This window comes from Microbacterium memoriense, assembly GCF_025398275.1.
In the GTDB taxonomy this organism is placed as follows: domain Bacteria; phylum Actinomycetota; class Actinomycetes; order Actinomycetales; family Microbacteriaceae; genus Microbacterium; species Microbacterium memoriense.
In genome coordinates this window covers 64,316-78,745 of sequence record NZ_JAODOR010000009.1, presented here as the reverse complement: position 1 = coordinate 78,745, position 14,430 = coordinate 64,316, and the positions used below count along the sequence as shown (strand labels likewise).

The window sequence follows — 14,430 nt, the reverse complement described above, 5'->3', positions numbered from 1 at the left end:
ACCCTGAGGAGCACGCAATGACGCGCCCACAGGAGATCCAATGACTGCATCAACGCCTCCCCGCCCCGATCGGGGCGCCGCCGCCGTGGCCGGTGACGGCCCCGACTTCGCCACTGATTCGACGCTTCCCCCCGTCGCGGTGACCCCCGAGCAAGAGGCCCGCGACGGCCGCTGGACGCCGCTGAAGGTGATCATGTGGGTCGCGATCGCTCTCCTGGGTGGTGTGGCCTGGGTCATGCTCGCGGTCGTCCGCGGCGAGACCGTCAACGCGATCTGGTTCGTCTTCGCCGCGGTCTGCACGTATCTGATCGGCTACCGCTTCTACTCGAAGGTGATCGAGCGCTACATCACCCGCCCCGACGATCGACGCGCGACGCCCGCCGAAGTGAAATCCGACGGCCGGGACTACGTTCCCACGGACCGCCGCGTGCTCTACGGCCACCACTTCGCCGCGATCGCCGGCGCCGGACCCCTCGTCGGCCCCGTCCTTGCCGCGCAGATGGGCTACCTCCCCGGCACCATCTGGATCATCGTCGGTGTGGTCCTTGCCGGCGCGGTTCAGGACTACCTGGTCCTCTTCTTCTCCATGCGCCGCGGTGGCCGCACGATCGGGCAGATGGCGCGGCAGGAGCTCGGCCGTATCGGCGGCACCGCCGCGATCATCGCGTCGCTGCTGATCATGATCATCATCGTGGCGATCCTGGCGCTCGTCGTCGTCAACGCTCTGGGGGAAAGCCCCTGGGGCGTCTTCTCGGTGTCGATGACGATCCCGATCGCCCTGTTCATGGGTGTCTACCTGCGCTACCTCCGCCCCGGCAAGGTCAGCGAAGTCTCGATCATCGGCTTCGTGCTGCTGATGGCGGCGATCGTCGGTGGCGGCTGGGTCGCCGGCACCGAGTGGGGTCAGGCGATCTTCCACCTCGACAAGACCACGATCGCGTGGGGGATCATCATCTACGGCGCGATCGCCGCGATCCTCCCCGTGTGGTTGCTGCTGGCTCCGCGTGACTATCTCTCGACCTTCATGAAGATCGGTGTGATCGGTCTGCTCGCGGTCGCGGTGATCATCGTCCGCCCCGAGATCTCGGTTCCCGCCGTGTCGATCTTCGGCCAGAACGGGATGGGGCCGGTCTTCGCCGGACCTCTCTTCCCGTTCCTGTTCGTCACGATCGCGTGCGGCGCGCTCAGCGGCTTCCACGCTTTGATCGCTTCGGGCACGACGCCGAAGCTCATCGAGAAGGAGCGCCAGACGCGCTTCATCGGCTACGGCGGAATGCTCATGGAATCGTTCGTCGCGATCATGGCGCTCGTTGCCGCGATCTCGATCGATCAGGGCATCTACTTCGCCATGAACGCTCCGGCCGCCGCGACCGGCGGCACGGTCGAGGGCGCGGTCGCTTTCGTCAACTCGCTGGGGCTGACGGGCGTGAACCTCACGCCGGAGATGCTCATCGGCACCGCCGCCGACGTCGGCGAGGAGTCGATCGTCTCGCGCACCGGTGGCGCACCGACGCTGGCGCTCGGGCTCGCGCACATCATGCAACAGGCCCTCGGCGGTCAAGCGATGATGGCGTTCTGGTACCACTTCGCGATCATGTTCGAGGCGCTGTTCATCCTCACGGCGGTCGACGCCGGCACTCGCGTCGCACGCTTCATGCTGCAGGACACGCTCGGTCACGTGTTCCCCAAGTTCCGTGACGTCAGCTGGCGCCCCGGTGTGTGGATCTGCACGGCGATCATGGTCGCCGGGTGGGGCTACATCCTGATCCTCGGCGTGACCGACCCGCTCGGCGGCATCAACACGTTCTTCCCGCTCTTCGGCATCGCCAACCAACTGCTGGCGGCCATCGCCCTGGCGGTCGTGCTGTCGATCGTCGCGAAGCGCGGAAAGAGCTACGTGAAGTGGCTCTGGATCGTCGCGTTGCCGCTCGCGTTCACGGCCGTCGTGACGATCACGGCATCCTGCTACAAGATCTTCTCGCCCGTCCCGGCGATCGGTTATTGGGCGAACCACTTCAAGTACCGTGCCGCGCAGGATGCCGGGACCGACGAACTGGGAACCCCCGAGGTCGTCGCCGCGGTCATCCGCAATACGGCCGTGCAGGGCACCCTGTCGATCATCTTCGTCACGCTCTCGATCGTCGTGATCGCTGCCGCGCTCGTCGTGACCGTGAAAGCGCTCCGCGCCGGGGGTGGCGAGAACACCGAGGACACCCCGGTCGCCTCGCGTCGCTACGCGCCGGCCGGTCTCGTCCCCACCGCCTCGGAGCGCGAACTCGAGAAGCAGTGGGAGCCGATCCTTGCCGACGAGCGCAAAGCTCTGGCCCGACGGTCGCACTGACATGACCGACCACGCGGATCCGGTGACCCCCCGGACACCCGCGCGACGCACGCTGGACAGCGTCGCGCGGGTGGGCCGCGGTATCCGCTGGTACATGTCGAATCTCATGGGCGACAGTGCTTATGCGACCTACGCGGCGCATCACGGGCGGCACCATCCCGACGAGGCGCCGTTGACCGAGCGGCAATTCTGGCGACAGAAGATGGATGACCAGGACCGCAATCCCGGTGCGCGGTGCTGCTGACCCCGTTCGTCGGAGGCGACTGCCTAGGCTGAGCCTGTGACCGATGCCGCCGTCCTCGCCGCTGTGCTCGGCGTTGTCGGCGGCGTCGTGCTGACGGTCCTGCTTTTCCTGGCCCGGCGCCTGGCGAAAGGCCAAGCGGATCTCGGCGGCGACGCGGAACAGGCGACCTATCGTGCGCTGCACCTCGCGAGCCTCGCGGCTCCGCACTTGCGTGGGGGGCTCGGCGGACCCGATGTCCCTCGCGCCACGCGTCATCTCCGCGTCCTTCTGGGCGCCAGCGCGGTCGCTCTCGTCCGCGGTGACGAGGTCGTCGCCTTCGACGGGCACGGCGATGCCGCGTCGGAGGCGCTGGGCTCGGCGGCTGCACGCATCGCCGCGCAGGTGCGGGCGACCGGCCGCCGCCAGGTCTTTCCGAGGGCGACGGGTTCGACGGAGGGGCTCGAGGCCGTGGGCGCGCCGATCACGGTCGACGGAGAGATCACCGGGGTCGTCGTCGCTTTCGCCGCGCCCGTGCGAGCTCCGCTGGTGCGCGCGGTGGGGGAAGTTGCCGACTGGTGCGCCGCGCAGCTCGAGCTCGGCGAACTCGACGCATCGCGCAGCGCACTGGCCGAAGCTGAGCTGCGGTCGCTGCGCGCGCAGATCTCGCCCCACTTCATCTACAACGCCCTGACGGCGATCGCCTCCTTCATCCACACCGAACCCGAACGTGCGCGCGACCTGGTGCTCGAGTTCGCGGACTTCACCCGCTACTCCTTCCGCCGGCAGGGGGAGTTCACGACCGTCGCCGAGGAACTCGGCAGCATCCACTCGTATCTGGCGCTGGAGCACGCCCGTTTCGGAGACCGACTCCGCGTCACTCTGCGCATCGCCCCCGAGACGCTCGCGACCGTGATCCCGTTCCTCTCCGTCCAGCCCCTCGTCGAAAACGCCGTCCGTCATGGCGTCGAACCGGGCGAGGGTGGTGGCACGATCCTCATCGCCGCAGAGGATGCCGCGACCCACACCGAGATCACGGTCGAAGACGACGGTGTCGGCATGGATCCCGAGGCGCTGCGGGCGCTGCTGGGCGCCACCGACACGGGTGCCCATGTCGGGCTCCGCAACGTCGACACGCGCTTGCGGCAGCTGTACGGACCGAACGGAGGGCTTGTCGTGGAGACCAACACCGGCGCCGGGACGCTCGTGCGGATGCGGATCCCGAAGTCCCAACCCCAACATGAGGCGGCGCCGGCATGATCGATGTCCTCGTCGCCGACGACGAACGCCCCGCCCGCGACGAACTCGCCCATCTGCTCCGCGCCGACGCCCGGATCGGCGACGTTGTGACCGCGGTGTCCGGCGCGGACGCGCTGGAGTTGTTGTCGACGCGGGTATTCGCGGTCGCTTTCCTCGACATCCACATGCCGGGACTGTCGGGACTCGACCTGGCGCGCGCCGTCGAGACGCTCTCCACGCCCCCGCTGATCGTCTTCGTCACGGCCGATGAAGCCCGCGCGGTGGATGCGTTCGACCTGCGCGCGGCGGATTATCTGCTCAAGCCGGTGCGCGTCGAGCGGCTGCGCCGCGCGATCGACCGCGCCGTCGAGCTGAGATCACCCGCCGACGCGGGGGCGGATTCCCTCTCCGTCGATGAGGTTCTTCCGGTCACGGTCGGCACGACGGTGCGCTTCGTCCGCCGCAGCGACGTGCGGTGGGTACAGGCGCAGGGTGACTACTCCCGGCTGCACACTGACGACGGGACCGGACACCTCGTCCGGATCCCCATTTCCGAGCTCGACCAGAGATGGACGGGCGCCGGGTTCGTCCGCGTGCACCGGTCGTACCTCGTGCAGGCGGCATCCGTCAGCGAAGTGCGACTGACGGGCGCCGAGCCGACAGTCACGGTGCAGGGCATCGCCCTACCGGTGAGTCGGCGGCTGCTCCCGACCGTCCGCGAGGCCCTGGTCGGGGGTGGGCCGCGGTGAGTGATGCCCCCAAGCGCGTGCGGGTCACGGCGGCCGACGGCCCTCGGCGGCCCGCACCGGTCACGCGCGGTATCGCCGTACCGGATGCGCCGGTCGCGGAAGCGGATGCCGTGTATGCCCGGGCGCTCCGCACGAGTCAGCTGCGGCTCGCGCTCGGCACGATCGCCGGATTCCTGATCGTCACGGTCGCCGTCGCCGTCGCGATCACCGCGATCCCCGAGCTCGACCGCGTCACGCTCGCGGGTGTTCCGCTCTCCTGGCTGCTGCACGCGTTCGCGTTCTACCCCGTCATCGCGATCTTCGCGGTGCTCTACACGCGGGGAGCCACCCGCAACGAGCGCCGCTACCGGGCGCTGCGGGAGCGAGAGTGAACGCGACGCTCGACATCCTCGCCGTCGCGCTCATCGCCGCGGCGACCGTCCTGATCGGCATCTACGGGCTGCGTATCTCGCGGACCACGAGCGATTTCTTCGTCGCGTCGCGCACCGTCCGTCCCATCTGGAACGCGTCGGCCATCAGCGGCGAATACCTCTCCGCCGGGACTTTCCTCGGCCTCTCGGGGCTGGTGCTCCTCGATGGGGCCCGCGGATTCTGGTTTCCGATCGGGTATGCCGCGGGATACCTGCTCGTCCTCGTGTTCATCGCCGCGCCGTTGCGGCGGAGCGGCGCGTACACGATCCCCGACTTCATCGAAGCGCGACTGGACTCGACCGCCGCGCGCCGACTCACGAGCGTCGCGGTACTCATCATCGGCTGGCTCTACATCGTCCCGCAACTGCACGGGGCGGGCCTCACCCTGATGGTCGTCGCCGGGCTGCCGACGTGGGTCGGCGCGGTGCTCGTCGCAGTGCTGGTCGCCGGGACCGTCGCCGCTGGGGGGATGAAGGCCATCACCTACGTGCAGGCTTTCCAGTACTGGCTGAAACTCACGGCGCTCCTGGTGCCGGTCGTGCTGATCGGCTTCGCGGTGTCGGGCGGCCCCTACGAGCCGGATCCGCTCGTGGTCTTCCCACCATCGGCGGGACCGGCGGGCATCGACGCTTACGAGACGGCATCCCTGCTGTTGGCGTTGCTGCTCGGGACCATGGGGTTGCCCCACGTCCTCGTGCGGTTCTACACGAGTCCGACGGGTGTCTCCGCGCGGCGGACCACGGTGCTCGTGATCATCATGGTGAGCGTCTTCTACATCGTCTCGAGCATGATGGGGCTGCTCGCGCGTCGCCTGGCCCCCGACCTCGCCGAGCCGGGCCTGGCCGACACCGTTGTGCTCGTCCTGCCTTCGCGGGTGTTCCCCGGACCGGTCGGGGAGGCGCTGACGGCGCTCGTCGTGGCGGGCGCGTTCGCGGCCTTCCTGGCGACCTCCGCCGGACTCGTCGTGTCGCTGGCCGGTGTCGTCAGTCAGGATGCCTTCTCGGGCTCGGTGCGCTCGTTCCGCCTGGCAGCCGTCATCTGCGCGCTCGTGCCGTTGTCGATCGCGCTCCTCACGCAGCCCGCCGGGCTCGTCGCCAGCGTCGGTGTCGTGTTCGTCTTCGCCGCCTCGAGCCTGTCTCCCGTCCTCCTCCTCGGCGTGTGGTGGTCGCGCCTCACCGCGCGGGGGGCGATCGTCGGCATGCTCACCGGCGCCGTCACGTGCGGGCTCGCGCTGATCGTGCACTCGGCGATCGGCGGCGTCGGGCTGGCCGCGCCGTATCTCGCCCAGCCGGCTGCCTGGACGATCCCGCTCGCCACCGCGGCGACGGTGTTCGTCTCCCTCGCGGATCGTCGCGGCGCACCGGCCCGCGCCGAACGCTTCCTTGCCCGGCTGCACGCCCCGGAACGCACGGGCTGAGGTGGCGCCCCGCGGCGCGACCCGAGAGGATGGCCGCATGCGATGCGTCAGGGCGGTTCTCGCGCTGGGGCTCCTGGCCCTCTCCGGATGCGCGGCGGCGCCGCCGGCGCCCTCTCCGTCCGCGACGGCGGCATCCACCCCGACGCCGACCCCGACGCCCACACCGACTCCTGAGCCGGTCGATCCGCTCACCCTCGAGCAACAGGTCGGGCAGGTGTTCATGGTGGGCACGGACGTCTCGTCCGCGTCGCCCGACACGCTCTCTGCCGTGAGCGACCGACACGTCGGCAGTATTTTTCTGCACGGTCGGACGCAGGGCGGCGCCGCTGCGGTCACGCCCGTCGTCGCACAGTTCACGTCGCTCGTCTCCCCGCAGGCGACCGGCGGGATACCGCTCTGGGTCGCGACCGACCAGGAGGGCGGTGAAGTGCAGGTGATCCGCGGCCCCGGTGTCGACGACATCCCGTACGCGATCCGTCAGGCCGACGATCCGGCATCCGTCCTTCAGCAGAACGCCCAGCGCTGGGGTGATGGGCTCGCCGCCGCGGGTGTCGACATGAACCTCGCGCCGGTCGCGGACATCGTCACGAGCCACGACACCCGGTTCGACAATCCGCCGATCGGAGCCCTCGGACGCCAGTACGGCTACGACGCGCAGACCGTCGGCGCCGACGCGAGCGCGTTCGCCGCGGGAATGCGGGCCGCCGGCATCCTGCCGACGTTCAAGCACTTCCCCGGCCTCGGGCGCGTGACGGCCAACACCGACACGACGGCGAACGTCGTCGACGATGTGGTGGGGGCCGATTCGCCCGATGTCGAGGTGTATCGCGAGCTCATCGCCGGGGGCCCCTGCGTCGTCATGGTCGGCACTGCGATCTACTCCCGGATCGACGGGGCCAACCCGGCCGCGTTCTCGCCGACGGTCGTGACCGGGATCCTCCGCGAGCAGATCGGGTTCACCGGCGTGATCACGACCGATGACCTGTCCGCTGCCGCGCAAGTCCAAGGGACCCCGCCCGCCGACCGCGCCGTGCGCGCGATCGAGGCGGGGGTCGACCTCGTCCTCGTGTCGGCCGACCCGTCCCTCCTTCCGGTCATGTACGACGCCGTGCTGGCGCGCGCGCATGCTGATCCGGCCTTCGCCGCGCAGGTCACCGCATCCGCCGCGCGCGTGCTGGCAGCCAAGGCCTGGCGCGACTGACGGCGCGTGCCGCGGCTCCACCTGAACAACTCCTGCAGACCGCACGGGCCGCGCGGGTGGCCGGCCGGGACCGCGCGGCGGCCGTGCGCCGCCAAACCACCGGTGCAGGACTTATTCAGGTCGGGTGCATGTCACCCACCCCGCGTTGATGCCGCAGACTCGGAGGATGACCGAATCGCGCGCGCTCATGGAGGGCCTGGGGCCCGACACCTCTGCCGACGACGTCTACGACGCATTTGTGGGCTGGGCGACCGATCGCGACATCGCCCTGTATCCGGCGCAAGACGAAGCCGTCATGGAGCTCGTCTCGGGGGCGCACGTGATCCTGTCGACCCCGACCGGCACCGGGAAGTCGCTCGTCGCGATCGCGGCGCACGCGGTGTGCCTGGCCGCCGGGGGCCGCTCGTATTACACGGCGCCGATCAAGGCGCTCGTGAGCGAGAAGTTCTTCGCCCTGGTCGACATCTTCGGCGCGGAGAACGTCGGGATGGTCACCGGCGACTCGTCCGTCAACCCGGACGCTGCGATCATCTGCTGCACGGCCGAGATCCTCGCGAACATCGCGCTGCGGCAGGGCGAGGATGCCGTGGTCGACCAGGTCGTGATGGACGAGTTCCACTTCTACGGCGATCCCGACCGTGGATGGGCCTGGCAGGTACCGCTGCTGATGCTCCCGCGCGCACAGTTTCTGCTCATGTCGGCCACGCTCGGCGAGGTCTCGGACCTCGCCGCCGATCTCGAACGACGCACCGGTCGTCCGGTCGCCGAAGTCACCGGCGTCGAGCGCCCCGTGCCCCTGCACTTCTCGTACGAACGCCGCCCGGTGCACGAGGTGCTCGAGGCTCTGATCGAGCGCGGTGAAGCGCCCGTCTACATCGTCCACTTCGCGCAGGCGGCCGCGCTCGAGCGCGCGCAGGCGCTCGCCTCCGTGAAGCTCACGACGCGCGAGCAGCGGGACGCGATCGCCGAGGCGATCGGGGAGTTCCGCTTCACCACCGGGTTCGGCAAGACGTTGTCGCGCCTCGTCCGGTCGGGAATCGGCGTGCACCACGCCGGGATGCTGCCGCGCTATCGCCGTCTGGTCGAAACCCTCGCCCAACGCGGGCTGCTGCGGGTGATCTGCGGAACGGACACGCTCGGCGTCGGTATCAACGTCCCGATCCGCACCGTGCTGATCACCGCTCTGTCCAAGTACGACGGAACCAAGATGCGCCAGCTGAGCGCCCGAGAGTTCCAGCAGGTCGCCGGCCGCGCCGGCCGCGCGGGGTACGACCCGTACGGGAACGTCGTCGTGATGGCCCCGGAGTGGGAGATCGAGAACGCGGTCGCGCTGGCCAAAGCCGGCGATGATGCCGCCAAGCGGAAGAAGATCGTCCGCAAGAAAGCCCCCACCGGCGTCGTCAACTGGGGCGAGGGGTCGTTCGAGCGGCTCATCGTCGCCCAGCCCGAAGCGCTCGTCCCGCAGCTCAAACTCACCGCGGCGATGCTCATCAACGTGATCGGTCGCGGGGGAGATGTCTTCGGCCACGTCCGCTCGCTCGTCTTCGACAACCACGAGCCGCGCGCGCGTCAGTACGCCCTCGCGCGCCGCGCGATCGCGATCTTCCGGACGCTGGTGACCGCGGGGATCGTCGAGGTCGGTGACCACGGGATCCGGCTCACCGTCGACCTGCAACCGAACTTCGCGCTCAACCAGCCGCTGTCGCCGTTCGCGCTCGCCGCGATCGAACTCCTCACACCCGAGAGCGACCTCACCGTCGCAGAACGGCACGAACTCCACACCGATACGGCCGAATCCGGCGGAGATGGCGACATTCTGCGGACATCGGGCGGCATCGGCACGGGGCACTACGCGCTCGACGTCGTCAGCGTCATCGAAGCCACGCTCGATGACCCGCGCGCGATCCTCAACCAGCAGGAGTATAAGGCGCGCGGTGAGGCAGTCGCGGCGATGAAGCGCGACGGTATCGAGTACGAGGAGCGGATGGCGCTGCTCGACGACGTCACATGGCCGAAGCCGCTCGCGGGCTTGCTGGCACAGGCATTCGAAACGTTCGCGTCGAGCCAGCCGTGGGTGCGCGATTTCGAGTTGAGTCCGAAGTCCGTCGTTCGCGACATGTTCGAGCGCGCGATGTCGTTCGCCGAGTTCGTCTCGTTCTATCAACTGGCGCGGAGCGAAGGGCTCGTGCTCCGCTACCTGTCGGATGCCTACCGGGCGATCCGCCAGACCGTGCCGGCAGAGGCGCGCACGGACGAGCTGCTCGACGTCATCGAATGGCTGGGCGAGCTCGTCCGTCAGGTTGATTCGAGCCTGGTCGATGAGTGGTCGGCCCTCGTGAACCCCGCCGCCGATCCGGATGCGCCGATCGTCCCGCCCGCCCCGCCGTCGGTACTCACGAATCGACGGGCCTTCACCGTGCTCGTGCGCAACGAGCTGTTTCGTCGCGTGCAGCTCGCGGCGCTGCAGGACGATGACACCCTGGTCGCGCTCGATCCCGACGTCGACTGGCCGGCGAGGCTCGACGCGTACTACGACGAGCACGACCAGGTGCTGACCGGCGGTCCGGCCCGCTCGCCGCACTTGTGCCAGATCACCGAGGCTCCGGATGCCTGGCGCGTCGAGCAGACGCTGGATGACCCCGACGGAAACCACGACTGGCGGATCCGCGCCGAGGTGGATCTCGCGGCATCCGTCGAGGAAGGCACAGCGGTCGTCCGTGTCGTCGAGGTCGTGCGGTTGTAGCCCGGTCGGCGAGGCCGGTGCGCTGACCGGAGGCCGGCGCCGGCGCGCGCTCGCACGTCGGCCCCCGGGTGCACGTCGGCCCCCGGGTGCACAATGGCCGAGTGACGACCTACCTCGCGTTCCTCCGCGCCATCAATCTCGGCGCGAAGCGGGTGTTTCCGAAAGACGACATCCGCACGGCCGTCGAATCGGCGGGCTTCGACAATGCCGCGACCCACATCAACACCGGGAACGTCCGCTTCGACACGCGGCTGCGCTCCCGCGCGAAGATCGAGGAAGCCCTGGAGCGCGCCTTCCTCGCGGACCGCGGCTTCGAGGTTCCGACGATCGCGTTCTCGGTGGCCGAGTTCGCCGCGGTCGCGGCAGAGGGGGCCGCGTTGGATGCCGCGCATCCCGGCCTCGCTCGCCACTACGTCTACTTCGTCAAGGAGCCCCTTGACGAAGCACAGGTCGCAGCGGTCGAGGGCATGGCGTCGACGCACGGACAGATGGTCATCCGCGATCGCGCCGTGCACGCGCTGCTGACTCCCGGGTATCAAGACGGCGTCGTCGATCCCCTCCGCGCGGCGAAGCTGCTCGGTGTCACCACGAGCCGCGCCATGACGGTCGTCACGGCGCTCGCGGCCAAGTGGTGCTGAGTGGACTGATCACCAGGCATCCCAGGTGCCCGGCCGCGGTTGCGTGCGCTTCGAGCCGCTGAACGCGGGATCCATCGGGAAGCGCCCTCGGCGGTCGGCCCACGAGAGTTGCAGGAGGGGCACCGATGCTTCGCGTGGCCGTTGATAGTGCCGGTTGGCACCGAACGCGATGTCGCCGGGGTTCGGCACCTCTTCGACGAGAAGGCGTCGATCCCAGCGGGTGAGTTCGATCTCCATCCCGGGAAGCAAGCGCGCCCCGTCCAGGACGAGGCTCGCCGCCTCGTTGAGAACGGTAGCGAGCACCGGCATCCGGAGGCCGACGACCACCAACTCCGGATGCGCGATCCCGAACAGGCCGATCGTGTACGCGAACGGGAGTGAACCCTCGGTGGAGCACCCGCATCCGGGAACTGCACACGTCCCCCCGCCGATGATCTGCAGGCACACGCCGTGACAACGGATCGTGTCGGCGACGTGAGCGTCTTCTTGAGCGAGCCACGCCTGTTCCTGCGCGGTGAGGGGAGGTGGGGAGATGTCGGTCATGGTGGACCCCTTTCTTCGGTGAACGACACGGTAAGTGGGGCTTCCGACACGGAAAGGTAGAAAAGAGGAATGAAAGGGTAGAATCTCCACCATGAGCCTGAACATCAAGAACGAGGACGTCCACGCGGCCGTCCGGGAACTCGCAGATCGCCTCGGGGTGAGCCAGACGTCCGCCGTCGAGATGGCCGTTCGCGAGAAGCTGGGAGAACTCGAATCCGGAGACCTGCGCGCGGAGCGGTCGCAGAAGTTCCGCACCGCCCTGGCCGAGGCGCAGGAGGCGTTCGACGGTGTCGATCTGCGTCGTATCGAGGCCGAGCTCTACGACGAAAAGACGGGCTTGCCTCAGTGATCCTCGATTCCTCTGCCCTGATTGCGATGTTGCTGCGCGAGCCGAACGCGGATGCGCTGGCGGACGCGATCGATCACGCCGCGCACGTCGCGATCTCCGCTGCGACTCTTGTCGAGGCCGCGATCGTCGCCGACGGAACCCGCGATCCCGTCCGCTCGGCCCGTTTCGACGCGATCATCGACGGGTTGGCGCCGGAGATCGTGCCGCTCTCGGCGGAACACGCGGCACTCGCCCGACAGGCGTACCGCGACTACGGGCGCGGATCCGGGCATCCCGCGCGCCTCAACCTCGGAGATTGCTTCAGCTATGCGCTCGCGAAGCAGCGCCGCGAGCCGTTGCTCTACGTCGGGGAGGACTTTGCCCACACCGATATCGCGTCGGCGCTCGCCTGATCCTCCGCGGCGGGCGGATGCCGGTGTCCCCGGTCCCGGTTAGCCTGGACCGGTGAGTATGTCAGCCGATCCCTACGCCGATGTGCCGTGGGACGTCGACGATCTGACGCCTCCCGATGACCATGAGGCCCCGCCACCGCCGGAATTCGACGGCTACGGCGCTGCCCTCGCTCGCGTGACCCGCGATCAGCCCGCACCCGCGCGTCGTGAACAGCGTCCCGCGAGCTCGTCGCAGAAAGCCGCGCGCGTCTCCGTGACGGCGCCCGCGCGGCCAACGCAGCCCGATCGCCGTCCGCACACGGGTGCCGATCCGCGCGCGGTGTTGAAAGAGGTCTTCGGCTACGACGCGTTCCGCGGCGATCAGGACGACATCGTTCAGCACGTGATCGCGGGCGGCGATGCGGTGGTTTTGATGCCGACCGGTGGCGGCAAGTCGATCACGTATCAAGTGCCGGCGCTCGTGCGTCCCGGCACGGGGCTCGTGATCAGCCCGCTCATCGCCCTCATGCACGATCAGGTCGACGCCCTGGTCGCGAACGGTGTGCGCGCCGCCTACCTGAACTCGACCCAGTCCGCTCCCGAGCGGGCCGAGATCGAGCAGGCCTACCTCGCGGGCGAGCTCGATCTGATCTATGTCGCTCCCGAGCGCCTCAGTTCCGCCGCGACCACCCGTCTCCTGCAGCAAGGCCAGCTCAGCGTCATCGCGATCGACGAAGCGCACTGTGTGAGCCAGTGGGGTCACGACTTCCGGCCGGACTACCTCGCACTCGGCGATTTGGCCGAGCGGTTCCCCGGCGTCCCGCGGATGGCCTTGACTGCCACCGCGACGCGAGAGACGCACGCCGAGCTGACCGAACGCCTGCGGCTCCCCGACGCCCGCCACTTCGTCGCGAGCTTCGACCGGCCGAACATCCAGTACCGCATCGAGCCGAAGGTCGATCCGCGGCGCCAGCTCGTCCAGTTCGTCCGGTCCGCCGGCGAGGGCGTCTGCGGCATCGTCTACGCGCTCAGTCGCAAGTCGGTCGAGCAGACTGCCGAGTATCTCCGGACGCAGGGGATCGACGCGCTGCCCTACCATGCGGGGCTGGATGCCAGCATCCGTGCCCGCAACCAAGAACGCTTCCTGCGGGAAGACGGCGTCGTGATGGTCGCGACGATCGCGTTCGGGATGGGGATCGACAAACCCGATGTGCGCTTCGTCGCACACATCGACCTGCCGAAATCCGTCGAGGGCTACTACCAGGAGACCGGTCGCGCGGGCCGCGACGGCGAGCCCGCGGTGGCATGGATGGCCTACGGACTGGGCGACGTCGTCCAACAACGCCGTCTGATCGATCAGTCGCCCGGCGATCGCAGCTACCAGCAGCGCATGGGTCAACACCTCGACGCCATGCTCGCCCTCTGCGAAACCGTCGCGTGCCGACGGCAGAACCTGCTCGGGTACTTCGGGCAGTCCTCGGACCCGTGCGGCAACTGCGACACGTGCCTCACGCCGGCCGACACATGGGACGGCCTGGTGCCGGCGCAGAAGCTGCTCTCCACGATCATCCGACTCAAGCGCGAACGCAATCAGGCGTTCGGTGCGGGTCACCTCGTCGACATCTTGCGGGGAGCCTCCACCGAACGGATCCGGCAGCAGGGGCACGACAAGCTCAGTACGTATGGGCTGGGCTCCGATCTGAGCGACCAGGATTGGCGCAGCGTCATCCGGCAGCTCCTGGCGCGTGGCATCATCGTCGCGCAGGGCGACTACGGCGTGCTCGCCGTCGGTGACGAGGGTGCAGCGGTGCTGCGTGGCGAGTCGGCGGTGCCCCTGCGACGGGACGTGCTCGGGCGGGGTGGCGGGGCTGCGCGGGTGCGCAAGGCCGCGGCATCCGCCGACGTGGCCGAGGGGGACGTCGACCTGTTCGAAGCCCTCCGAGCGTGGCGCGCGGGCGTTGCGAAAGAGCAGGGGATGCCGGCATACATCATCTTCGGCGATGCGACTCTGCGGGCCCTCGCGGAGGTCCGTCCGCGGACTCTCGACGATCTCGACGGCATCACCGGGATCGGCGCGAAGAAGCGCGAGGCCTACGGCGAGGCGGTTCTGGCGGTCGTCGCCGCGGCGTGATCAGCCCTCGTCGGTGGTACTCAGTGTCACGAGCCATGGGTGTGGGTCTCATACAACGAACGCTGCGCACGGGTGCG

General features: G+C 69.1%; 13 protein-coding genes. 12 read left to right on the top strand and 1 reads right to left on the bottom strand.

What is annotated here, in order from left to right:
• Nucleotides 1-40 precede the first annotated feature (40 nt).
• The 9 genes from N4R40_RS07760 to N4R40_RS07720 all read left to right on the top strand — a co-directional run bounded on the left by N4R40_RS07760 (nucleotide 41) and on the right by N4R40_RS07720 (nucleotide 10,959).
• On the top strand, nucleotides 41-2,341 hold the full coding sequence (locus N4R40_RS07760) for a carbon starvation CstA family protein (protein WP_261606793.1): 2,301 nt from the start codon (nucleotides 41-43) through the stop codon (nucleotides 2,339-2,341).
• A gap of 1 nt (nucleotide 2,342) precedes the next feature.
• Entirely contained in the window at nucleotides 2,343-2,585 is a 243-nt protein-coding gene (locus N4R40_RS07755) for a YbdD/YjiX family protein (RefSeq protein WP_261606792.1), read from the top strand.
• 36 nt (nucleotides 2,586-2,621) lie between these two features.
• Complete coding sequence (locus N4R40_RS07750) at nucleotides 2,622-3,821, top strand: sensor histidine kinase (RefSeq protein ID WP_261606791.1); 1,200 nt, start codon at nucleotides 2,622-2,624, stop codon at nucleotides 3,819-3,821.
• Nucleotides 3,818-4,549, top strand: coding sequence for a LytR/AlgR family response regulator transcription factor (locus N4R40_RS07745; RefSeq protein WP_261606790.1), 732 nt, complete (start codon nucleotides 3,818-3,820; stop codon nucleotides 4,547-4,549). The genes N4R40_RS07750 and N4R40_RS07745 overlap by 4 nt, the downstream gene beginning before the upstream one ends.
• Nucleotides 4,546-4,920, top strand: coding sequence for a heavy metal transporter (locus tag N4R40_RS07740; protein ID WP_261606789.1), 375 nt, complete (start codon nucleotides 4,546-4,548; stop codon nucleotides 4,918-4,920). The genes N4R40_RS07745 and N4R40_RS07740 overlap by 4 nt, the downstream gene beginning before the upstream one ends.
• Complete coding sequence (locus tag N4R40_RS07735; protein ID WP_261606788.1) at nucleotides 4,917-6,377, top strand: sodium/solute symporter; 1,461 nt, start codon at nucleotides 4,917-4,919, stop codon at nucleotides 6,375-6,377. Before N4R40_RS07740 ends, N4R40_RS07735 begins: the two co-directional genes overlap by 4 nt.
• A 37-nt stretch (nucleotides 6,378-6,414) precedes the next feature.
• Complete coding sequence (locus N4R40_RS07730; protein WP_261606787.1) at nucleotides 6,415-7,578, top strand: glycoside hydrolase family 3 N-terminal domain-containing protein; 1,164 nt, start codon at nucleotides 6,415-6,417, stop codon at nucleotides 7,576-7,578.
• Nucleotides 7,579-7,744: 166 nt separating this feature from the next.
• Nucleotides 7,745-10,321 (top strand): DEAD/DEAH box helicase, encoded by a 2,577-nt coding sequence (locus N4R40_RS07725; protein WP_261606786.1) that lies wholly within the window; start codon nucleotides 7,745-7,747, stop codon nucleotides 10,319-10,321.
• A gap of 101 nt (nucleotides 10,322-10,422) precedes the next feature.
• Nucleotides 10,423-10,959, top strand: coding sequence for a DUF1697 domain-containing protein (locus tag N4R40_RS07720; protein ID WP_261606785.1), 537 nt, complete (start codon nucleotides 10,423-10,425; stop codon nucleotides 10,957-10,959).
• Between the two features lie 9 nt (nucleotides 10,960-10,968).
• On the opposite strand, the gene N4R40_RS07715 is transcribed toward N4R40_RS07720, so the two are convergent.
• Nucleotides 10,969-11,502, bottom strand: coding sequence for a DUF4262 domain-containing protein (locus N4R40_RS07715; RefSeq protein WP_261606784.1), 534 nt, complete (start codon nucleotides 11,500-11,502; stop codon nucleotides 10,969-10,971).
• Between the two features lie 91 nt (nucleotides 11,503-11,593).
• Here N4R40_RS07715 and N4R40_RS07710 point away from each other — a divergent pair, with 91 nt between their 5' ends.
• From N4R40_RS07710 to recQ, 3 genes are read left to right on the top strand one after another with little or no spacing between them, the layout of a single operon-like run.
• Nucleotides 11,594-11,851 (top strand): type II toxin-antitoxin system VapB family antitoxin, encoded by a 258-nt coding sequence (locus N4R40_RS07710; protein WP_261606783.1) that lies wholly within the window; start codon nucleotides 11,594-11,596, stop codon nucleotides 11,849-11,851.
• Entirely contained in the window at nucleotides 11,848-12,243 is a 396-nt protein-coding gene (locus tag N4R40_RS07705; RefSeq protein ID WP_261606782.1) for a type II toxin-antitoxin system VapC family toxin, read from the top strand. Before N4R40_RS07710 ends, N4R40_RS07705 begins: the two co-directional genes overlap by 4 nt.
• Before the next feature lie 58 nt (nucleotides 12,244-12,301).
• Nucleotides 12,302-14,353, top strand: coding sequence for a DNA helicase RecQ (gene recQ / locus N4R40_RS07700; protein ID WP_261606892.1), 2,052 nt, complete (start codon nucleotides 12,302-12,304; stop codon nucleotides 14,351-14,353).
• Nucleotides 14,354-14,430 lie beyond the last annotated feature (77 nt).

Bases quoted from the DNA above. Each gene is read 5' to 3' on its own strand.
- recQ (WP_261606892.1), top strand. From the start codon at position 12,302: ATGTCAGCCGATCCCTACGCCGATGTGCCGTGGGACGTCGACGATCTG.
- N4R40_RS07710 (WP_261606783.1), top strand. From the start codon at position 11,594: ATGAGCCTGAACATCAAGAACGAGGACGTCCACGCGGCCGTCCGGGAA.
- N4R40_RS07745 (WP_261606790.1), top strand. From the start codon at position 3,818: ATGATCGATGTCCTCGTCGCCGACGACGAACGCCCCGCCCGCGACGAA.
- N4R40_RS07760 (WP_261606793.1), top strand. From the start codon at position 41: ATGACTGCATCAACGCCTCCCCGCCCCGATCGGGGCGCCGCCGCCGTG.
- N4R40_RS07715 (WP_261606784.1), bottom strand. From the start codon at position 11,502: ATGACCGACATCTCCCCACCTCCCCTCACCGCGCAGGAACAGGCGTGG.
- N4R40_RS07725 (WP_261606786.1), top strand. From the start codon at position 7,745: ATGACCGAATCGCGCGCGCTCATGGAGGGCCTGGGGCCCGACACCTCT.
- N4R40_RS07730 (WP_261606787.1), top strand. From the start codon at position 6,415: ATGCGATGCGTCAGGGCGGTTCTCGCGCTGGGGCTCCTGGCCCTCTCC.
- N4R40_RS07755 (WP_261606792.1), top strand. From the start codon at position 2,343: ATGACCGACCACGCGGATCCGGTGACCCCCCGGACACCCGCGCGACGC.